Annotated in this window: 15 protein-coding genes; all 15 read right to left on the bottom strand. The window is 47.8% G+C overall.

The annotated features are described in order from the left end of the window. Positions 1 to 150 precede the first annotated feature (150 nt). Entirely contained in the window at positions 151 to 1,281 is a 1,131-nt protein-coding gene (locus tag BN3656_RS08655) for a hypothetical protein (RefSeq protein WP_066546706.1), read from the bottom strand. A gap of 18 nt (positions 1,282 to 1,299) precedes the next feature. After that, on the bottom strand, positions 1,300 to 2,490 hold the full coding sequence (locus BN3656_RS08650) for a TolC family protein (protein WP_066546704.1): 1,191 nt from the start codon (positions 2,488 to 2,490) through the stop codon (positions 1,300 to 1,302). A gap of 18 nt (positions 2,491 to 2,508) precedes the next feature. Next, entirely contained in the window at positions 2,509 to 3,720 is a 1,212-nt protein-coding gene (locus BN3656_RS08645; RefSeq protein ID WP_066546702.1) for an ABC transporter permease, read from the bottom strand. Further along, on the bottom strand, positions 3,689 to 4,456 hold the full coding sequence (locus tag BN3656_RS08640; RefSeq protein ID WP_066546700.1) for an ABC transporter ATP-binding protein: 768 nt from the start codon (positions 4,454 to 4,456) through the stop codon (positions 3,689 to 3,691). Before BN3656_RS08640 ends, BN3656_RS08645 begins: the two co-directional genes overlap by 32 nt. A 2-nt stretch (positions 4,457 to 4,458) precedes the next feature. Then, positions 4,459 to 5,820 (bottom strand): efflux RND transporter periplasmic adaptor subunit, encoded by a 1,362-nt coding sequence (locus tag BN3656_RS08635; RefSeq protein ID WP_066546693.1) that lies wholly within the window; start codon positions 5,818 to 5,820, stop codon positions 4,459 to 4,461. 163 nt (positions 5,821 to 5,983) lie between these two features. Further along, on the bottom strand, positions 5,984 to 7,573 hold the full coding sequence (locus BN3656_RS08630) for a potassium/proton antiporter (RefSeq protein WP_066550640.1): 1,590 nt from the start codon (positions 7,571 to 7,573) through the stop codon (positions 5,984 to 5,986). A 148-nt stretch (positions 7,574 to 7,721) separates the two neighbouring features. Continuing rightward, positions 7,722 to 8,675: an ROK family protein gene (locus BN3656_RS08625; RefSeq protein ID WP_066546692.1), complete on the bottom strand. Its 954-nt coding sequence runs from the start codon at positions 8,673 to 8,675 to the stop codon at positions 7,722 to 7,724. A gap of 39 nt (positions 8,676 to 8,714) precedes the next feature. Next, positions 8,715 to 10,358: a hypothetical protein gene (locus tag BN3656_RS08620; RefSeq protein WP_066546690.1), complete on the bottom strand. Its 1,644-nt coding sequence runs from the start codon at positions 10,356 to 10,358 to the stop codon at positions 8,715 to 8,717. Positions 10,359 to 10,373: 15 nt separating this feature from the next. Continuing rightward, positions 10,374 to 11,210, bottom strand: a complete 837-nt coding sequence (locus tag BN3656_RS08615; RefSeq protein WP_066546680.1) for a carbohydrate ABC transporter permease — start codon at positions 11,208 to 11,210, stop codon at positions 10,374 to 10,376. Then, positions 11,210 to 12,097, bottom strand: a complete 888-nt coding sequence (locus BN3656_RS08610) for a sugar ABC transporter permease (protein WP_066546670.1) — start codon at positions 12,095 to 12,097, stop codon at positions 11,210 to 11,212. The genes BN3656_RS08615 and BN3656_RS08610 overlap by 1 nt, the downstream gene beginning before the upstream one ends. Positions 12,098 to 12,121: 24 nt before the next feature. Then, on the bottom strand, positions 12,122 to 13,225 hold the full coding sequence (locus BN3656_RS08605) for a glycoside hydrolase family 88 protein (RefSeq protein ID WP_066546667.1): 1,104 nt from the start codon (positions 13,223 to 13,225) through the stop codon (positions 12,122 to 12,124). A gap of 234 nt (positions 13,226 to 13,459) precedes the next feature. Continuing rightward, positions 13,460 to 14,782: a sugar ABC transporter substrate-binding protein gene (locus BN3656_RS08600; protein ID WP_066546664.1), complete on the bottom strand. Its 1,323-nt coding sequence runs from the start codon at positions 14,780 to 14,782 to the stop codon at positions 13,460 to 13,462. 169 nt (positions 14,783 to 14,951) lie between these two features. Further along, positions 14,952 to 18,170, bottom strand: coding sequence for an alpha-mannosidase (locus BN3656_RS08595; RefSeq protein ID WP_066546661.1), 3,219 nt, complete (start codon positions 18,168 to 18,170; stop codon positions 14,952 to 14,954). Between the two features lie 34 nt (positions 18,171 to 18,204). Further along, positions 18,205 to 19,359: an MFS transporter gene (locus BN3656_RS08590; protein WP_066546659.1), complete on the bottom strand. Its 1,155-nt coding sequence runs from the start codon at positions 19,357 to 19,359 to the stop codon at positions 18,205 to 18,207. A gap of 19 nt (positions 19,360 to 19,378) precedes the next feature. Continuing rightward, positions 19,379 to 22,438 carry a glycoside hydrolase family 2 TIM barrel-domain containing protein gene (locus BN3656_RS08585; RefSeq protein WP_066546656.1) on the bottom strand — a complete coding sequence of 1,020 codons (3,060 nt, stop codon included), beginning with the start codon at positions 22,436 to 22,438 and terminating at the stop codon, positions 19,379 to 19,381. Positions 22,439 to 22,486: the final 48 nt, after the last annotated feature.

Here is a 22,486-nt window from a genome sequence, read left to right as displayed (position 1 = left end):
AATGCGGCTGAAACAGCCAATAAAATGAAATTTAGATAAATGATACAGAGAATTCCGTATCGGTTCTTACAGAATAGCATAAGAAACAGGACAAGTCAACTCTCCTGTCCTGTTTTTACAGAAATTTTGCAACCGATTTTCCTGATTGTCCTAATCCATCAATCCCTTTTTCGCCCAGTCATATTCCTCCATTGCGAGAAGGAAACGAATGGATGCCTGTGCCTGATTTCCTTTTTCTTCCATATACTGGCTGTAAATCTCCAGATATTCTCCCTCAGCCATTGTCCCCAGTTCCCTTTTTCTGACCGCAGACTGCCACACTGCCCTTTGCGCCTGTTCCTTCGCACAGGCTGCCTCCCATTCTGCCTGACAGGAACGGATCTGATCCCCCAGAGTCTCAAGGGAAGCGAACATTTGGTTTTCATCCAGCTCTGTCTGTCTCTGTTTTTTGTGAAGTTCCTGGTTGCTTCCTGCATTTCCCATGCGTCCGCTGCGAAGCTCATAATTATTTCCCAAAGCCTGCTGCCTGTCCTCCTGCGGATTCACAAGAGCAGCTCTTGATATATCGGGCAGGGGCATTTTTTCTAAAACAACCGGGCTGTCCGGTGAAAAGCCTGTGAGCAGCAAAAGCTCCTGACGGACCCGCTCCTGCTCCTTTTTAAGCCGTTCATATTCATTTAGGGCGGACTGCCATTTCTGATAAGCCTCCTGTGAATGGTAAGAGGTGCTGCTTCCCAGCATTTCCTGATCTTTAACTTTCTCAGATAAATGCTTTTGTGCCTCTGCCCTGGCGCTGGCCGCGGCCTGCTCCGCTTCCAGACTGTGATACGTTCCCATCAGGTTCTGAGCCGTCCAGAGTATGGTATCCTCCATCCTGCGCAGCTCCATCCGTCCTGCGGCATTTCCAGCCTGACGGATCTGTTCTTTCAGGCTGTCTGCGCCATCCAAAAGGGCCTCTGCCTGCCATCTGTAATGCTCTGCCCCTGCCGCATCCCCGTCCTTTTCCCGGTCAGAGGCCTCTTCTCTCAAAGCCCTCCGGCTCTCTAAGAGTTCTTCCCTTGCATCTTCCAGACGGCCCAGACGCTCTTCAAACTGCCTTCGCTCCATTTCCACCTGCGGACAGGACTCCTTTACCAGATTCTCCAGATCCTCATAGCAAAGCACCATTTCCGTTTCTTCCCCTCTGCTCACACCGGAAGCTGCCACTGTACCGGCCATTATTCCCCCAAAAAGCACAGCCATCACCCTGATAACCGTCCGCCTTCCCGCTTCTTTTTTCATCCCAATCCCCTGCTTTCCTCAACCCTCATACGCTGCCAGCCCTTCGACTGCCCAATGGTAGTCCTCGTATGCCTGCCGAAAAGACAGGCCGCTTACCTCCCAGGCTGCCTTTTTAGATGACAGCTCTGCCTGAGCCGCCATCCGGTCATTGGCAGACAACAACCCCAGCTGATATCTGCGTTCATCAGCCTCTAGCTTCTCCTCTGCCAGACAGTATTCTTCTTTTGCCTGACCGTAATCCGCCTGAGCCTGCATCAGGCTGTTATATTTCGCCTCTATATCTGCTTCTATTTTCTGCTGCCCGGCTTCCACCTTCTGATTAAGCACATCCTTTGCTGTGCCGGGATCTGTATTTTCCAGTCTGCGGCGGTCTGCTGCCAGACTGAAATTCGTAATTAATGCCTGTGTTCGATCTGACTCAGGGTCTTCTTCAAGCAATGCCTCCTCAGGAATGGGAATTTCTCCCAGACGAGGCAGATCATCATATTGCCATCCGGTCATAACAATCAACTGGCGGCGCAGCTCCTCCTGCTTAGTCTTCCCTGAGGCTTCTGCTGCCTGAGCCGTACAGACGGCTGCCTCTGCCTCTAAAAGCTCCGGCTGTGAAAGCATTCCAAGGGCTGCCTTCCGTCTGGCTGCCTGAACTTCTGCTTCCGCCTGCTGCAGGGTTCCCTCAAGAACCGGACGCTCCTTTTCTTTTTTCCAGTATTCAATCATCAGCCCCTGGGCCTTCTGGATTAAAAGAGCCTCCTGCCTGTCGTACTCCAGTTTTTTTACCCTGCCGTCTTCATTTTCCATATCTGCCTGATCTCTGGCCTGCTCTGCCTGAAGCCGTATACTCATGGCCGATGCCTCTGCGGCTCCATATCCGGGCTCATCTTCATTTATCCCGTCCATCATCCGGTCACTGGAGTCCTCTAAACGATCCGCCATTTCAGAATACGTATTGCGGAAATCGTCATTGGATTTTCCCCGGTAATCATCATATTCCAGACGGCTGTTGATCACCTCTGCATTGTATTCGTGGATCAGATCTGCCAGTTCCTCATATTCCAGCACATCATCCCGCAGGGACGCCCATTTTTCCGGCGGGTAGGCAAATTCAGGGCTGGCTAAAACAGTCTGAGCCGCAGCAAAGCCAAAGAGAAATGTCAGGCCGATGATCTTCATGCAGCCCCTCCGGCCGCAGCATATCCCCTGTGTTTTCATCTTGTTCTCTCCCTTCTGTTATTCATACCTGAGAGCGTCAATCGGATCTGCCTTTGCAGCCTTTAAGGCCGGATACAATCCAAAGAAAATTCCAACAACCGCTGAAAATGTAACCGCAATAAGGATCACGGAAGGCTTTATCACTGTTTTTAAGCCCAGAACCGCTCCTCCCAACGCCACAACGCCCGTTCCCAAGATCACTCCGGCAATTCCTCCGCAGGCAGACAGGATGGCCGATTCGGTCAGAAACTGGATCAGCACATCCCTTGTCCTTGCTCCCAGGGCCTTTCGGATGCCGATCTCACGGGTGCGCTCCGTCACCGACACCAGCATGATATTCATAATGCCGATGCCGCCTACCAGCAGTGAAATAGCCGCAATCCCGCCTACTGCTGCAGACAGCCCTCCCATAACAGAATCCACGCTGTTCATCTCATCCATGGCTGTCTGGATATACATATCCTCCGGCTCCCTGCCGTGAAGCCCTGCGGTATAAGTCTTAAATTCTTCAAAAAAGCGGTTCAGATCCACATCCTCCTCTGCAAATACATGGAGCATATAAAACCGGTCATTGGGCCAGGTAAGAAGGGTATAGGGAAGAAAGGCAGAGCCTGTATCTTTCGTTCCTCCCATCATCAGAGCCTGAAATGCATTCACTTCCTTCCGGTAGATCCCTACCACGGTGTATTCATCCGTATTGCCGTAAATGGTGGTCCTGAAGGTCTTTCCCACTGCATTTTCCGTACCAAACAAAAGCTTGGCGCTGTCCGTATCCATAACCACATTTTTCCTTCTTCCAAGCACATCCCCCTCATTGAGATACCGTCCGTAAACCATATTCACCGGCTGTACCTCTTTATAATTGGAATCAATCCCCTGAAAATCAAAGCTGATGGAGGTGCGCTTATATTCCGCATCTGCCGTCGTATAGGCATTGCTGTCAATATAGGCAATTTCATCCGAAAATGCCTCCTTTGCCCGCTCCATTTCATCCAGATTAAAATAATCGCTGTCCCTTACATCCTCTACCCAGTATCCGATCCCCACATAAGCCTGAGTAATACCCACATCCTTATAGAGCTCAGCAAACATTCCCCGCATGGTATCTCCAATGGAAACAATGGCAATCACAGATCCGATGCCGATAATGATCCCCAGCATGGTAAGAACCGAACGGAGCTTATTGGCCCGGATCGCATTAAAAGCCATCATCATGTTTTCCGCTAACATGGACGTCTCCTTTCTCCCACACCGGATGATTGATCCGGTCGCTTAAGATTTTCCCGTCTCCAAAACAGATGATCCGTCTGGCAAAGGCAGCAATATCCTCCTCGTGAGTAACCAAAACCACCGTAGCTCCCTCCTGATAAAGCTTTGTAAAAAGCTCCATAATCTCGATGGAGGAAGCCGTATCCAGATTGCCTGTGGGCTCATCTGCCAGGATCAGCGGCGGTTCATTTGCAAGAGCCCTGGCAATGGCCACTCTCTGGCACTGTCCTCCGGAAAGCTCATTGGGGAAATGATCCATGCGCCCTTCTAAGCCCACCCGGACTAACAGCTCTCTGGCCCGCCTGATTCGTGCAGCTCTGGGAATCCGCGCATAGGTCATGGGAAGCTCTACATTTTTAAGAGCCGACGTACGGGAGATCAGATTAAAGGACTGAAACACAAAGCCGATCTTCCGGTTGCGGATTTCAGAGAGCTGATCTGGCGTCATGTCCGCCGTATCCACTCCATCCAGATAATAATGTCCCAGGGTAGGCCGGTCCAGGCAGCCTAAAATATTCATCAGCGTGGACTTTCCTGAACCGGAATGTCCCATGACAGCCACAAATTCTCCCCGGTGAATCGTCAGGTTGATCTTTTTTAATCCCAGAACCTTAAGTGCTCCCGTATCGTATACTTTTACAAGATTTTCCAGTTGGATAAGGGGCCTTTGTGCAGATTCTCTTTCCTCATATTTCATTCTTATCTGCCCTCCTGACTCCCGGAAACCATAACCTCCATCCCCTCCGTCAAGCCGGGATCCGGAGATGTTACCACAGCCATTCCTTCCTGCAAAACCGTTCCATCTGCCGGGAGCACCTCCACCTTTGTTTCCCCGTCCGCTCCAATGGTTACGGGAATCCAGCAAATCTTTCCATTCTCAACAATCTCTATATAGGAAGCTTCTCCGCTGTCAAATACCGCTGATACAGGAACTGCAAAAGCGTCCTTTGATTCCCTGACAAGCAGCTCTGCACGGGCCGTAATCCCTGCCATCAGCTTTGTATCCGGCGTATTGACGCGGATAATCGTGGGAATGACCCGTTCTGTGGAACCGCCTCCCTTTTCTTCACCGGTAGGAGAGATTTTTATCACCTCTCCCTCCTCTTTTTTGCCGTTTAATATATCCGCTCCAATCAGCGCCTTCTGGCCTTCCTTTACCTTTCCGATGGAAAACTCACTGATCTTAACCTCCAGCTCCAGCTGATCCAGATTTTCAATGCTGAATATGGGCTTATCATCCTCTACCTTGTCGGCAAACTGGCCTACCTTGGAATTGACCCGAACTACTGTACCGTCAATCTCACTTTTAATTTCTGTCTTTTCCAGCTCCTCCTGTTTCTTTTCCAGCTCATAAGCCGCATTTTCCACCTGAAGGCCGTAGGAACGATCCGAAACGCCCCGGCCGTTTTCCACCGTATACTTCTCCATCGCCCGTCTGGCGTCATTTAAGGCATTTGCGCTCTGCTCCATATCTGCCTGTGAAATGTCTCCGGCTGCAAACAGCTGGCTGTTTCTGTCATGATCCGTACTTGCTTTTTGAAAATCCTGCACCGCCTTCTCATATCCAAGCGCCGCTTCCTTATCCTGGGCTTCCTTATTGGCCACTGCCTGCTCATAGGCATTGCGGGCAATATTTACCTCCCGTTCCAGCTCTGTGCGGTCAAGCACGGCCAGAGCCTGCCCCTTTATAACCTTATCCCCTTCCTTTACGTTCATCTGAAGAATCTCTGCATGGATATTCGACACAACATCCACGCTGTCCGTACCGGATACAGGCCCGCTGATGGAAAGCTTTTCCTGTATATCCTGCTTTTCCAGAGGAATCACAGCTACCACGGGAGTCTGGCTGCCTCCCGTGGTAACCATTTTTATACCTAAAATCCCCAAACCGAGAATCCCCGCTGCCAGGATCCATTTTTTCTTTCCGGGCCGTTTCTTTTTCTCCTGTTTCTGATTGTCCATTATCTGTTCCAGTGTGCGGTCAATTTCCTCACTTTCAGATGCCCGCTCCGGCCCCCTGTTTTCTTCCCGTCTCCCCATTTCTTCGTCTCTTTGTTCCATAACTCCTCCTCACCCGCTCTGTCGGCAGCCCTGTCCTTTTCACTGCCGTTCCTGTCTCATATCATACCAAAGCCTCCCGAATATTTACCTCTGATAACTTCCAATTCTTTCTAAATGAAAATGAAAGAATTTCTAAACACGCAAAAAGGCAGGATATCCTGCCTCAAAACTTTGCCAGCACAAGCACATCTCCCTCGCAGACCTTTGTATCTCCTGCCGGGATAATGGTAAAAGTGCCCCTTCGGATCATAACGATCAGCGTCCCCCCAGGAATTGTAATTTCGTGAAGATATTTTCCGTTCCATTTATAATTTTTATCCACCGTTACTTCCTGAAGGGTCATATTTCTCCGGTCTTCAAATTCCTCCGCCGCGGCGATCAGAAGATCCCCCTGCTCCAATATAGTACCTCCGTTTGGAACCAGAAGTTCTTTCCCGCGGATAATCAAAACTACTAAGAGTTCCGGAGGAAGAACGATCTCCTTTAACGTCTTTCCTATAAAGGGGTGGCTTTTATCCAGATGGAATTTCACAAAACTGATGCTGCCCTCTTCCTGATAATCCGTAAAAGTACGGCGCACATCCGCCTTTTCATCTATCATGTTCAGACGCCTGGAAACCCATGGCAGCAGGCTTCCCTGAATGGAAATGGATAACAAAACAATACAAAATACCAGATTAAACAGGTCGTATTTCATCGGTACTCCGCGCAGCACAGCGTAAATGGCAAATACAATGGATGCCACGCCCCGAAGCCCGGCCCAGGAAACAATTCCGATCTGACCCCAGGATGCTTTAAAACCGCCCAGAAGCGCTGTCACAGCCAGAGGACGTCCGACTAATGTCAGAAATACCATGATCACTGCCGAAGGCAGCAACACCACGCCCAGTCTGGATGGAGTCACTAACAGCCCCAGCAAAAAGAAGATCATCATCTGTGCAATTCCTGTAAGCGCATCAAAAAATTGTACCATATTCCTTTTATGAGGCATGGAAGAATTTCCCATAATGATTCCGCAAAGATACACGCTTAAATACCCGTTTCCTCCCAAAAGCACAGAAACGGCATAGGCAAGAACAGCCGCGGCAAATACAAAAATGGTCTTTCCCTCTGCAATCTGAAACTGCAGGCGGTTTAAGGCCCAGACCGCTCCCTTTCCGAAGAGGACCCCAAAAATCAGACCGAAAAAAAGCTGCTGAAACAGCATAACCGGAACACAGATGGACGCGCCCGTGAGAAGCCCTGTCAAGATCACTGTGAGCATATAGGAAATAGGATCATTGGAACCGGATTCCATTTCCAGTAAGGAGGCCGTATGCTCCTTTAAGTTCAGATTTTTAGAACGCAGGATGCCGAACACCGAGGCTGCATCCGTGGAGCCGATGACAGATGCGGTCAAAAGGCTTTCCAGCAGAGAAAGCCCTAAAACGAAATGAATAAAAAGACCCGTAAGCCCTGCAGTAAGAACTACGCCTGCGGTAGATAATACCACAGACCGGGCAATCACCGGCTTTGCCTCCTTAATGTTGGTTCCAAAGCCTCCGTAAAACATGATGAACACCAGGCTGACGGAACAGATCATCTCTGATGCCTCATAATCATCAAAAGGAATTTTAAAAACACCGTCCACTCCAAAGCACATGCCAAGGGCAATAAATGCCAAAAGGGACGGTATGCCAAGACGGTCCGTAAACCGATCCGTCAGGATACAGATCATAATCACAATTCCTGTGAGAAGCAAAAGTTCATTCATAAACCAGACAGCAGCTCCTTTCCCCGCAGTATAATGGGTTTTATTATAACAGCCGGAAAAAAAGCCGTCAAATGTTCCGATGGGCAAAATACAGGATTTGCCGGAACTTTAACGGCTTATTAACGTTTCAGTCTTTCGTTATGTTTCTTTAACTCTGCTCATTTAAGCAGGCAGCTCCGATAATACCTGCCCCGTTTCCAAGCTCCGCAAGCAGGATACGGGTGTTTTTCTCTGAAGCTCTGGAATAAATCTTCGGAGCTGTTTTCTCCCTTACAGGAGCAAGGAGGGCTTCCCCGGCTCCGCTTAAGCCTCCGCCGATGCAAAGCACCTCCGGCTGAAGGATATTGATGATATTGGCAATTCCATCCGATAAATCCTCTGTAAAACTGTCCAATACCTCACAAGCCGTCGGATCTCCTTTTTTAGAAGCCTCAAAGATGATCCTGCCATTTACTTCTGAGAGATTTCTTCCGCAAAGGTTCCAAAGCATAGATGTTTCACAATGCTCCATTGCCTCCTTTGCACGGCTCACCAGAGCGGTAGCAGAAGCATAGGCCTCCAGACAGCCTCTCCGCCCGCAGGTACAGGGGCGTCCATTCTGATGGATCACCATATGGCCCAGCTCTCCGGCTGCCCCATTGTGGCCTTCTAAAATCTTTCCATCTAAAATAATGCCTCCGCCGACCCCGGTTCCCAGGGTTACGGCTGTCATGGAACGGCTTCCCCGTCCCGCACCGGCCAGATATTCGCCCCAGGCGGCTGCCTTGGCGTCATTTTCCCCATAAACCGGGCATGAGAAAAGCTCCTTTAACATTTTAAGAAAAGGAACGTTTTCAAAACCAAAGTTATTGGCATACTCGATACAGTCCGTTTCCTTATTTACCGTTCCCGGAATGCCGATCCCCACACTTTCCACATCCTGAAAGGTAAGTCCCTGTTCCTTTAAAAGCCGGTATGCCAGATGGTAAATAGCCTCTGCCAGCTCTCCGGCAGGCCTTGGCAGGCCCGTGGGTTCCTGAATGGACGGCCCCAGCACTCTGTTTTCATCTACCAGTCCGGCAGCGATTTTTGTTCCCCCAAGATCAATTCCAATTCTCAGCATATTGTTTCCCCTTTATGTATTCATAGATTATGATCTGGTTTATTTTACCATAAGGGAGAAATGCTTTTCAAGAGGGGTATAGCCGTTTGCATACACCGTATAACCGGCGCTGTTAATCTCTTCTCCTGAATAATGCCCCTTAAAAGAGTGCTCTCCAAAACCGGGGCCGATCTCCACGGTTGTTAAACCGTCATGAATTTCCAGATACCCATCCTTTAATATCATGCTCTCTCCGGCACCTGCCTCCAGTGCAAAGGCCGGATGCTCGATGGAAACGCCTGCCGGAATACAGATTTCCAGCCGTAAGGGAAGACGATCCAGGCCCTCTGCCTTTAAGTTAAGCTCCAGACCCTGCTCCTTTTCCCGGATCTCAAGAGTTGTCTTTAACCGGCTGCTGATAAGCTTTTCCCGCTTGCTCTGATCCATTTTCCACCAGTCAGAGGTATCCTGCTTTTCCTTAAAGGGCAGATAATACCAGCTCTGTGCCTCCGCCTCCAGGCGGCAGCCATCGGGCAGCTCCTCTATGGTCTGAGGAATGAAATTGCGGATGTCACAGCAGCTCTCTCCAATTTTTACGCAGAGTGTGGTTCCTTTGGATTTGAAATACAAAAATGCACTCTTTCCGTTTAACACAGTATAAGTATAAGAGGGCTTTCTTACCCGGAGTACGCCTGCATGGCGGAAAAACTTGCGGTATTCCTCCAAAAATCCGTATTCCTCAAAATGATATCCCATCATTTCATCATGGTTCATCACAATATGCAGACAGTCGGGAGCCAGATCTCCGCGCTCCATATTGTCCTTTATAATCTTGTGGGCAGCCCCGTCAAAGGCAGGATTTTTCTCTCTGCTGCACATATAGAGATACTGGTAAAAATATTTATCCGCATATTCCAGCTTTCCCTGATCCTGTCTGGTAGAATTCTGGGTAAAAATGGTATCGTCCGGATCCATGTAGGTCAGCATCATGGAAAGGTTGCGATCCACATAGCCTAAAAATGCCTCGTCACCTGTTTCCTGATACATGGCCATCATGGCATTGTTTACCACTGCATTATAATTTCCCGTGGACCGCTCCGCATACTCTCCGTCCTCGTCTCCGTCAATGCCCTCTGCCAGATACTGTTCTGCCCGGTTTTTAAGCCCTGCGGCAAACTCTTTTTCTGCGGCAAAGAGATTGGAGCCCTGAAGAAGAGCCGCTGCGATCCCCCATCGATGGTTCGGCGTATGGAAGCCCCCCTCACGGATTGCATCCAGAGCCTTATGCATAATGGTTAAATACTTTTCCTTTAAAACTCTAATAGCCTCATCAGCGGGATTCCCATATTTTACCAGAAGACGGTAGGCTGCAATCAGCCGTTTGAAACAGAAGGAAGTATCTGCTGCTGATTTAAAGTTGCAGGAGGGATAGTCAAAGCTTCCGTCCTCTCTCTGGGTTCTGGCAATAAAATCAAGGGCCAGATCCACTGCCTGATACAGCTCCTTACTCTTATAAAAGCAGCTGTCCTCATGGAAATACACAGCCAGGGCAGAAGCCAGGGCATAGATCGTCGGCTTTGCCTCCCAGATATCTCCTTTGATCCCTCCGTACTGCAGGGAGGCAGGATTTTTCACCTGACTTCCCATAAACTGTCTTGTTCTGTATTCTGCTCCCTTCAGCAGATGCGCCATATAACGTTCCATTATAAGCCTCCGTTTTTAGCCCTTTACACCGCTGGCAGCCAGGCCGCCGGTGATATAACGCTGTAAGATAATGAAAATAACGATAATAGGAAGGATAGATAAAATAGAAGCTGCCAAAATGGAGTTCCAGTCCACACCCATGGTTCCGATATAGCTCTTGATCGCGATCTGTATGGTAAAATTTTCCTGGTCGGAAAGCACCATCAGAGGCAGAATATAATCATTCCAACGCCACATAAAGGAGAAGATCGTCAATGTAATGGTAACTGAAGATCCCAGGGGAAGCATGATGGAGCGGAAAATCCGAAACTCGGAAGCGCCGTCCAGTCTTGCAGACTCTGCAAGCTCCAAGGGAATGGACATATAGTGCTGTCTGTACATGAAAATACCTGTTGTGGTGGTTACAACCGGAAGGATGCAGCCCCAGATATTATTGTAAAGCCCCATTTCACTGACTACGGTAAACTGTGCGATGGTCAGGATCTCTCCGGGGATCAAGGTTCCTAACAGGAATACGGCAAATACCTTATTCACATAGGGGATCTCCTTGCGGTAGATGGCAAGAGCATAGCCGCACATGGCACTGATCACAACAGTGATCACGGTACCTACCACTGCCAGAAAGAGACTGTTTTTTACATAGTTAAAAAATCCGTCTGCCACTACGCTGATGTAGGATTCACCGGTAGGAGCCTGCGGGAAAAGATGTAAGGGATAGGCAAACAGCTCGGAAGAAGGCTTAAATGAGCTGAATCCCAGCCAGATGATCGGGAAAACCATGAGTCCTGCTACTGCCAGTCCTAAAACGGTCATACAGATGGTTTCTACTTTGCGCTTTGCTGATCCTTCCATTATACTTCACCTCCGCCTTGGGTTGCTTTAAACTGTATCACTGCGATCACGATAAACAGAAGGCTGATAAGAATGCCTGCTGCGGAAGCGTATCCGTACTTATACTGATTAAAGCCCTGATCAAAAATGTACTGTACCATATATGTAGTCGAGGAGCCGGGTCCTCCAAGAGAAATACCCTGTACCAGCGCGTATTCCTTTAAAAGAGATACGGTAGAAAGAAGGAGTACGATAAAAGTAGTGGGCATCAGAAGGGGAAGTGTGATATTGGTAAATGCCTGGATCTTCTTTGCACCGTCTACACTTGCTGCCTCATACAGCTCCCGGTTGATATTATTGATACCGCCTACATATAAAAGCATATAGTATCCTGCTGAAATCCAGTTGGATGCCACACTGATCACCACTGTTGCCAAAATGGGATTTAAAGACCACTGAAGAGGATCGATTCCCATTTTCTGTAAAATAAAATTGATCAGACCGTATTCCTGTCCGAACATCCAGTTAATTGTAATACCTGCTACCAGAGCCGATAAAAGAACCGGGATGTAGATCAGGGTACGCATCAGTGTCTTTCCCTTTACCAATCTGGAGGTAACAAGTGCTGCTAAAAGCAGGGGAATAGCAATCTTAAAGGGCAGGTTGCAGACTGTATATAAAAGAGTCCGTCCTACTGTCTTATAAAAATCTCCATCCTTTAAAATATCTGTATAGTTCTTTAAACCAATTACATCCATGGTCTTCCAGCCATCATAATTAGTGAATGAAAACCAGATGCTTAAAACCAGAGGCACCAAGAAAAATACTGCAAATAATGCCAGCGATGGAAGTACGAACAGCCAAAAGCTGTGCGTATGGCAGAATGACTGCCTTCTACTCTTTTTCATATCGATTTCCTCCTTGATCCTTCCTTAAAAATCACTTATATGCTTCCTGCATTCCATAAAGAAAAGCATGGCCAGAGCCTGTCCGTATGGCATTGGCTTAAGCTCAATCTCTTTGTAGAAATCCTTTGTTTCACGTCCCATAGGTGTTCCGTAGGATACCTGGTTTACAACGCCGGTCTCATCGGTGTATTCCATAATGGGTTCAAGAGCCTTAAGAGCAGCTTCCACCCAGTCTGTTTCTGCCAGTCCCAGTTCAGCCCCCTTTAAAATGCCATACGCAAATCCACAGGTAGCACTGGACTCTACATAAGAGGTCTTATCATCAATGAGCGTATGCCACATTCCTGTAGGCTCCTGATACTGGATCAGAGCTTCTGCCTGGCGCTTCCAGGTTTCTTTTAAGAACTTTTCCACGCTTGGACTGCAGGGACAAAGATCTAAAAACTCCGGGATCGCCGCTGTGATCCAGCAGTTTCCTCTGCCCCAGAAGGCTGCTGCAAAATGGCTCTTTTCCTTAAAGGACCAGCCGTGATACCAGAGGCCTGTTTTGCGGTCCGTGAGATATTTGATATGAAGCAGGAACTGATATTCTGCCTCATCCTGATATTTCTTTTCTCCCAGGATCCGGCCCATATTTGCCAGGAACAGAACCGTCATAAATAATGTGTCATCCCACAGTTCACCCTCATTTAAGGTATCTGAAGTAATATGCTGAAGGCCGCCCTCTTTTGTCCTTGGAAAATCTGCATAGATCCATGCTGCCCATTCCCGGCAGACCTCCATGTATCGCTCGTTGTCTGTTTCTTCTGCCACAAAAGACATGGCTAAAAGAGGCGTCACCGTATTTACATTCTTGGAAGGAAGCCCGATTTTTAACTGCCTCTCATAATAAGAGGTCAGGATATTCATATATCTCTCATCTTTCGTCTCCTTGTAGAGTTTCCATACTCCATAAAGGCCTACGCCCTGAGTCCACTCCCAAAACTGATACCGCCTGATATCATCGCCGGCCAGACTCCGTGTCTTCATCCCCTCCATAAACTGGGAATCCTCTTCGTAAAGAACCTTTTCAAAGCTGTTAAGATACAGATCAATGTAACGGTCAATATCTGCTGCTGTGTATTTCATCCTCTCGCTCCTTTCATCGGAAGGCGTTCCTCGCTTCCATCACTTTCTGGATTTATCTTAACACTTTGATAAGTCAATTTCTACATTTATTTTGTCTTTTAGGTATAATAATATCGCATATTTTGCTTTATGTGCAGGTTTTTGCTTTTTTATTCTACCAGCAATCCATCCTCTCTGCAACAAAAAAACAGCCCATTCCCCAAAAAAGAATGGACCGTTTTTCGTCTGGTATAATTAGTATGCCATACTCCAGTTGGAAGCCTCAGACAGCTGCTTTGCAAATCCGTCCAGAGCCTCTTTTGCTGTGATCTCTCCGGATACAGCGCGCTTTAATGCATCTCTGTACTCATTATCCTTGTAATTTCTCCAGGAAGAACTCTCATCTGTCATAAATGTATCGGTTACATAAGCGGTCTCGCCCTGCATCAGCGCAAAGTCTTCCTTTGCCTTGTCAGTCTCAGGCTCATAAGCAACATCGTTCATAACAGACAGACCCTTGTGAAGCTGCAGGTACTCCTTGTAGTGTTCCTCTTCAAACAGCCACTGTACGAACTGCTTTGCCAGCTCCGAATTCTTTCCGTTCTGAGGAATTGCAAGAGCTGCGCCGCCGATGATGGAAGACTGGCACTCGCTTCCCTTTGGAGAAGGCATTACGCCGAAATCAAACTTGGAAATTTCATTTGTGAAGGTGTTGTAGTTCCAGGAACCGGATAACAGGATCGCTGCATCTCCGTTCTTGAAGTACTCAACCGGGTTATCTGTGGTGCCGCCTGCCCAGATTGCCTTTGGCATTACTTCGTTGTTCGCCTGCACAAAACGCTCCAGGGTTGCAATGTTTTCAGGGCTGTTTACGGTTACCTTAAAGCTGTCCCCATCCTTTTCTACCAGAGAACCGCCGTTTGCATACATCATGATATCGTAACGTGCTCTTGATACGTCAGCTGCAAAGCCATACTTTACGCCGCCCTTTTCCTGAAGCACTGCGGCATTCTCATACAGCTGCTCCCAGGTCCATGGATTTTCCGGTGTAGGAGCTTCAATGCCTGCTGCAGCAAAAGCATCCTTATTATAGAAGACACAGGTCGTTGTAAACTGCTCTGTAATACCTGTAATCGCGTCGGAAGAATAGGACTTGCCTACGATATTCAGCGCAGACTGGTTAAATTTGGAAAGATCAACCACATCTTCCATGTTTACGAACTCATCCGGATAGATCTGATGAAGGAAAGTAGTGGAAACAATGTCCGGAAGGTCTTTATTCTTAGCCATAGCCGGGAACTTGCTTCTCATATCATCATGGGAAATAATGATCTTTTTGATCGTGTTTCCGCTTTCCTCCGCCCAATGGTTTAAAACGTTTCCAAGAGCATCCTGCTCTCCCGGCTCCTCAGAAAGCATAACAGAAAGAGTCTGTCCTGTGATAGGGCCTGAACTTTCTGCTGCCGCTGCTGTCTCTCCTCCTTTTTTTGCGGAATCAGAACCGCCGCAGGCTGTCAGCGCTGCTGCCATAGACAAGGTAAGAACGCCTGCCAATGCTCTTGCTGCTTTCTTCTTCATAATAATGTCCTCCTTAATACTTCTTGTTTTTGCATTTCCTCGTAACTGCTTTTGATAAACCCATAGTATCATTTTAATCCATCAATTTCAACACTGTTTTTGCCTTTTTTGATATATAATATTGTATATATTGCTTTTTAGTTCTATCTTTGCTCTTATAATCCTGGTTTTACCTGCAGCACTTTGGTGTAAGGCGAATAGAGAAAATTTCATATGGCTTCATCTCAAACTCCAGAGTCTGTCCCTTCTGCACCAGTTCTGTCTCTGAAACAAAGGACTGTGTCTTTTGATCCATCTGCTCCATCAGATCACAGACTGCCGCATCAAAATCAGAAAATAACGGAAATACCAGATGTACCCTGGTACGCATTCCATATGCCTCATACAGCCGAATGATCAGGTCATCGCCCTCTTCTGCCTTCTTTACTGTATCTGCAAAAATATTTTCCTCGGAAATCTGAAGGAAGGACCATTCTCCCTTTTTGATTCCGCTCTGTTTCTGTACGGCCAGAGGACAATTTAAGTCGTACGCCTCCTGAATCACTCGTCCTCTTCTGAAATCTCCCCTGTGGGGATAGAGGGAATATGTAAACTCATGCAGTCCCTGATCTGCCTGTGGATCCGGGAAAATTCCGGATTTGATCAGAGTCAGGCTCATGACGGAATCATGGATGTCACATCCATATTTACAGTCATTTAAAACAGCGGCTCCATACCCATACTCGGACAGATCCATCCACTTATGGGCGCATACCTCAAAACGTGCCTGATCCCAGGTCGTATTTTGATGAACCGGACGCTTCACATTTCCAAACTGTATCTCAAAATCTGCCTCATTGCTCTGTATATCAAGGGGGAACGAAGTTCTTAAAAGAAGCTGGCTCTCTCTCCAGTCTGCCTTCGTCTTAAAATCGATCCTGGCGGTATGGGAATAAAAACAGATCCTCTGCTCTAAAACAGAATCCAGAAAATGACGGCGGATCAAAAGGCTGCCTCTCACAGGCCCGTTTTCTTCCAGGTAAAACTCCGTAACCCCTCCGAATTTCCATTTCTTTTCTCTGTATCCAGCGTCAATATTCCAGGCATCAAACTCCATGGGACGATCCTCATATACAATAAGCTCATTTCCCACAGCACCTTTTTTTAACAGCTCTCTGGATTCTCTCAGATCCCGTATGCGGCTGATCTCTCCCTGTGGGTCAAATTCCATATGGAAAAAGGGTGTATCCAGACTGATGGGCCAGCCCCGTTCATCGGTTACAAGACTGCGGATCACCGGCTCCTCTGCCTGTATATCGAATACACTGTTTTCATATACTCCAAGGCCTTTGGAAGGAGCATCCTTTACCAGAATCAGCATACCGCCTTCCCCTGTTCTCTGTATGATCATTCCCTCCGGACAACCCCCTTTCAGATCATTTTCTGCCCATCGGGCCTCTTCTGCCGAAAGCTCTGCTGCAGAAGTCCGGCGAAAGCTTAATGGATTAAAGACAGCCAATCCCTCTTTATTATTTCCATTTTCCTTTAATGAGGACAAAATGGCTTTTCCTGCCCCTTCTGCAATTCTTCCGGCTGATCTGAGGATTTCTTCATACTGGACAGCTGAGTCCTCATACACATCCTTTATGGATGAACCGGGCAGAATGTCGTGAAACTGGTTTAAAAGCAAAAGCTTCCAGTTCTTTTCCAACTCTTTTTCAGGATACTCATATCCATTTCCCAATCCATTTGCCAAAACAGAATAAAACTCTGCATCTGCCATCATAAATTCACAGATCCGGTTATACTTCTTATTTTTTGCCTGAGAGGTATAGGTTCCTCTATGAAATTCCAGATACAATTCTCCGCTCCAGGAAGGAAGACAGTTTCGGTCCATCTTTTTTTCCAAAATATAGAAAAAATCTTTTACAAAGGTCTGACGTACACAGGGTACACCCACAACGCCGTTTTCCATTCTGCGGCTCTGCTCCAGCATTTCCTCTGTAGGACCTCCGCCTCCGTCCCCATATCCGTAGCAGGTTAAAACATCACAGCTTGTTTCCTTGTTCTGGTATCTCTGCCAGGTTCCCTTAATCTGGCTGGGATTCTGAAGTCCGTTGTAGGTGGTGCTTCCGTTTGGCATATCCTTAAGACTGCATCCGGGAAGATAATTTCTGGTTGTGATCAGATGGGTCAGAACCTGGCTTCCGTCAATCCCCTTCCACATAAAGGTATCATAGGGAAATACATTGTACTCATTCCAGCCAAGCTTTGTTGTCATAAAATAAGAAAGGCCTGATTTTTTCATGATCTGCGGCATGGCTGCACTGTAGCCGAACACATCAGGCAGCCAGAGCACTTCCTGTTTTTGAGCTCCCAGTTCCTTTTCAAAAAAACGTTTTCCGTAGAGAATATGGCGGATCAATGACTCACCAGAAGCCAGATTACAGTCCGGTTCCAGCCACATTCCTCCTTCTGCCTCCCAGCGTCCCTCGTGAATCTTTTCTTTGATCTTCTCAAACAGCTCCGGAGCTTCCTCCTTTACAAACGCATAAAGCTGAGGCTGGCTGGACATAAATTTATATTCCGGGTACTGTTCCATCAGATTCAGTACCGTTTGAAAGCTGCGGACTGCCTTCTGCCTGGTCTGTCTCAAAGGCCATTTCCACGCCACATCAATGTGGGTATGTCCAATGGAGTGAACGGTTACCCGACTGCTGCGGCATATATCTGGCAAATTTTTTTTCACATATTCCCGCACTTCCCTTACAGACTGATAAAATTCCTCTGAACCGGGCTTTCTCAAGTCCAGACCGGAAATGGCGGTATTTAAAAATTTCATGGCCTCAATGCGATCCAGATCCTCCTCGAAACAAAGCTCTGCCGCCTCAAAAGGAACCTTTAAATCATAGTACAGATCTGCGATTTCCCTGTCATAAACAGCGGCTTTCAGATGGAAAAAGTTTGTCGAATTTTCACTGTTGGAATAGGCATAAAATACCAGTTCAAAAACCTCTGCCTCCTCCGCCTCTTCTGCCAAGATCAAATCCTGATGGTTCATATCCATGGTTCCCGATAAAATCCCGTTTTTATATGCCATAATCTGAGGATTATCTGTATTCCATATATCATCTGCACCCGTGTTCAGAGTCACCCGTACTTCTTTTCCCGCCCATTCCTTTCGTATCACAACCTTTGTCCTGAACCAGAAATGTCGGTCCCTTCCTCCCCATGTTTCACAAGCTCCAAAAGACATCCATCCGTCTTTCAGCTGATCTGCATCCAGCTTCTCTGAAAAATGATAATCGCCCGGACGGATTTCCACCTCTGTCAGTTCTTCACTGAAACGGCAGCGCCACTGTCTCAAACTGTCTAAAATCGGCCGTATTCTGTTTCTCATTACATCCATCTGCCCGTTCTCCCTTTTCTATTTTCATTTTTCCTCAATTTCTTTTCAAACTTCCTGCGAGCCTCAGATACAAACCATAAAAAACAGCCATAGCCACAGGAAGGATCATAAAGCTGATGCCATACCCCCACTTGGAGGAAACTGCGCCAAAGAGCAGATTAAACACAATATCTGCTACCGTAGCCGCACTGATGATAACGCCTGTACGGGTGGCTGCGGTCTGAACCGGATAAATCTGCTGGATCAAAAGCACCATGGTGGGATACAAAATCGCCAGCGCAAAGCCTGATGCTCCCAGAACCCATACGCCGCTCTCTCCCAGGATACAGCCGGCGCAGAACATCACCGTTCCGATGCCGCCAAAGAGCTTCATGCTCTTTACCGCGCCCATTTTCTGAACCACGGGAGCAAACATCAGACGTCCTGCCGTCATGCCGCCCCAGAACAGGGACAGGCTTGCAGAAGCGCTGGAGGCTTCCATGGAAAATGCAGAGATACAGTAGGACATCAGCCAGTTCATGATGCCGTGTTCCCCAATAAAATAACAGCCCATCATGGCAATAAAAATCCAGAATATCTTTGAATCCGGCTCTTTTTTAAGAATTTCCTTCTCCCGCTCCTTCTCCTCTCCCTGTTTTGGGATCTTTAAAAAGAAAAACAGGACAATTACCAGAAAGGCCACAATCAAAAGGGCAGCGTTAATCCATTTCCATCCTGCATAGTGGAAGGCGTATCTTCCCAGCAGAAGCTGGCTTCCGCTGGTACCAATCCCCTGGATAAAAAACAGCACATTTACCATAAGGCCCGCATATCCTGCGAACACCGCCGGAGTCAATATATTGACCGTAGTATTTAAAAGGGTGGATGCTCCCAGAGCAAAAAACATGGATACCAGAATCCATATATAGCTGTCGGACACCAGATTTAGGGCAACTGCTCCCGCCCAGACAGCCGTTACCGCCACAGCCACATTCTTTCTGGGAAACAGATCCAGAAGCTTCCCTCCGATGCTTAAAAACAGCAAATTTCCCACATAACTGATAGTAACAATCAACGAAAGCTGGCTCCCGTTTAAATCGTACCGTTCCTGGAACACAGGGGCAAAGATCCCTCGAAAGGCGTCATTTGCTCCAAGACCTGCCATTAAAAAAGCAAAGCATAAAAATGCAATCCACTTTGTTCGTTTCATTTTCTGTTTTCTCTCCTGTTTATTCTTTGCGCTTTCCCGGAGTTATAACCCAGGTTCTGGAAAATTCAGGCTCATTGAACTGATATTTTTCCAGCAGCTGAGGCCCGCAGCTTCCGGATCCGATGCCGCTCTGATTGTGATCCAAGCAGAGAACAGTGCATCCTGCCTCCTTAAGTTCAAAGTCATGTGCTTTTTCGGACAGTTCCTCCTGAGTATACTCGCAGGCCTGGAACATAAAGCCTTCTTTCGATGAAGCCTGAAAGCTCATCTCTTCTCCTGAAATCTCACACCAGCTGCAGTCCCAGTGGGAACCATACTCCTGAGGCTTCAGATAAGGCCTGTGCATAGTGCGCACATCTCCCTCGAAAATACCGTGCCAGGACGCCTGATGCTTATCCGGATAGCTTTCATCCGGCCCCATTCCGCAGTATCGTACCCGGTCAAGACTCTGATCCAGGAACAGGCGCAGGCCGAATCTTGGCAGGAATGGGAATTCCATATCTTTTTTTACATCCAGCTTCACCTGGATACAGCCATCCCTATGGATCAGCCAGCTGGCTTTTATATTTAAAATACGCTGGATATGAACGGCCGACAGAGACAGCTCTGTCACAAGCTCTGCAGAGCCGTCTTCTCTCAAACGAGCCTCTGTGGTATAGGTACGCACCTTGGTGCGGTCATAGCCGGCTCTCTCCCACTCCAGCCGGATTTTTCGGTCATTATCCGTTGGGGCACGCCAGATATTATACTCCATGGGACGGATGAGGTATTCCTTTTCTCCCTTTCTGATCCCGGAGAAAGCTCCTGAGAAGGTATCATACACATAGGTAAAATCCGCCCCGGTTACTGTAATCCGACGCTCTGTCTGCTCCAGTGTGAGTGCGCCGGAGCAGGCTGCAGGCCGGCTTTCACATCCCAAAGCTTTCTCCTGCCTTCCAGCCGCAGTCTCCGGCATCCGGATCTCATCAAAGCCAAGCTCCCAGCCTTCCTTAAGTCCTGGAACCGGAGATTTTAACAGATATCTCACTCTCAAAAAGCAGCTTCCATTTTCAGGGAGCTTCCCTGTATAATACACCGTACCGCACGTATGAGGCAGTACGGACGGCAGTTCCTTCTGTGTAGTTTCCTCTATGATAATCCCATCCTGAACCGCTTCCCATTTCAGATACACATAGTCCTTAAGGTCTGTAAAATCCATATAGTTTTTAAGGATAATCGCTCCCGTTTCCCAGTCTGCGCTCTGGATCCTGACCGGGCGGTATACATTTTTAAATTCCCTTAAGCCCGGATGGGGAATCCGGTCCGGAGACACCAGTCCGTCCACACAGAAATTTCCGTCATGAAGCTCTTCCCCAAAGTCTCCGCCATAAAGAAAGCCTGCTTCGGTTTTTACTGCATGATCGCACCATTCCCAGATAAAGCCGCCGCACATTCCATCATATCGGTGGATCAATTCAAAATAATCCTCCAGGTCTCCCGGTCCGTTTCCCATAGCGTGCGCATATTCGCACATCATAAAGGGAAGATTTTCAGAAAACGTACGGCTTTCCGGCTCTTCAAAATACCGTATGATCTCCTCCTGATCCGGGTACATCCGGCTGTACAGATCCATATTGGAAAAATCATATTTCTTTACATCCGGCACATATCTGGCGCCCTCATAGTGGCACAGTCTGGTGTCGTCTCTCTCCTTCGTCCAGGCCATGGCTGCTTCAAAGGCACAGCCGTAGGCGCTTTCATTTCCCATGGACCACATCAGTACGCTGGCATGGTTTTTATCCCGTTCCACACAGCGTCTTGTACGGTCCAGAACCGCCTCCGTATATGCAGGATTATCTGCAATCGGACGGTTCCACTTCTTTACATGGGTATCCCAGTCATCCACCTTTTTAAATACCTTATCCGTACCGTGACTCTCGTTGTCCGCCTCATCCATTACATAAAAACCCATCTCGTCAAACAGGTGGTAATACTGGGGACTGTTTGGATAATGGCTGGTACGGACGGCATTTACATTGTGCTCCTTCATCAGCTTAAGATCCCGTTCCATCTGCTGTCTGCTTATGGCATAGCCGGTAACAGGGTCACTGTCATGGCGGTTCACTCCGTGGAACTTTACCGGTGTTTTGTTGATAAACAGAACACCGTTTTCCACAGAAATCTCACGGATGCCAAATCGGTCGGTGATCCATTCCTTTTCGGTCTGGATCTCAACGGTATAAAGCCAGGGCGTTTCTGCGGTCCACAGACGGCAGTTTTCCAGATAAAACCGGATTTGATCCCTATCTGCTGTTTCCTTCCAGCTCTGTTCCCAGACTGCCTTTCCCTCCGGGTCAAGCACACGGATCCGGCCATCGGGACGGCTGTTGCCATAAAAGGACAGCTCCATACAAACCTCTGCCCCATTTTCCCGGATATAAGGACGGATAAAGTAATCGCGGACTGCCTCCTTAGGACGTCTCAGCACATACACATCACGAAAAATGCCGCTCATACGTAATTTATCCTGATCCTCCAGATAACTTCCGTCACACCATTTTAACACCAGTACGGTCAGGCGGTTTTCACCCTCTTTCAGATACCGGGTAATGTGAAATTCACTGGTGGAATGGGATACCTGGGAATATCCCACAAAGATTCCGTTGATCCACACATAAAAGCAGGAATCCACACCCTCAAAGTTCAAAAATGCCTCCGGAGCATCGAGACAGCATTTGTACTCAAAACTTCGTTCATACAGCCCGCAGGGATTTTCCCTCGGCACATAGGGCGGGTCAAAGGGAAATGGATACCGGGTGTTGATATACTGGTTTCCATCCCCGCCGTAACTCTGCCATACGGCAGGAACCTGCACCTCTTTTCCCTTTCCTGCTCCCTCCTTCCAGAATTCCTGCGGCAGATCGTATACGCTTTCAAAATACTGAAACTGCCAGGAACCGCTTAAAAGGAGAAACCTGTCTGATTTCTCCCGATCCAGAAAGTAGCAGCCTTTGCCAGAAGCTGGAATATAATACGCCCGGTCCGGCTCTGTATTTACATGTAAATAATTCATATCCTCAAAATAGCCTGGTATCTGCATTATGGTGTCTCCTATGATTATTATTTTTTAACATTATACTACAGTATA

The organism is Clostridium sp. AT4, from assembly GCF_001517625.2.
In the GTDB taxonomy this organism is placed as follows: Bacteria; Bacillota; Clostridia; order Lachnospirales; family Lachnospiraceae; genus Enterocloster.
Note: the sequence above shows the minus strand (reverse complement) of the source record. Positions and strands in the feature narration are given on the sequence as shown.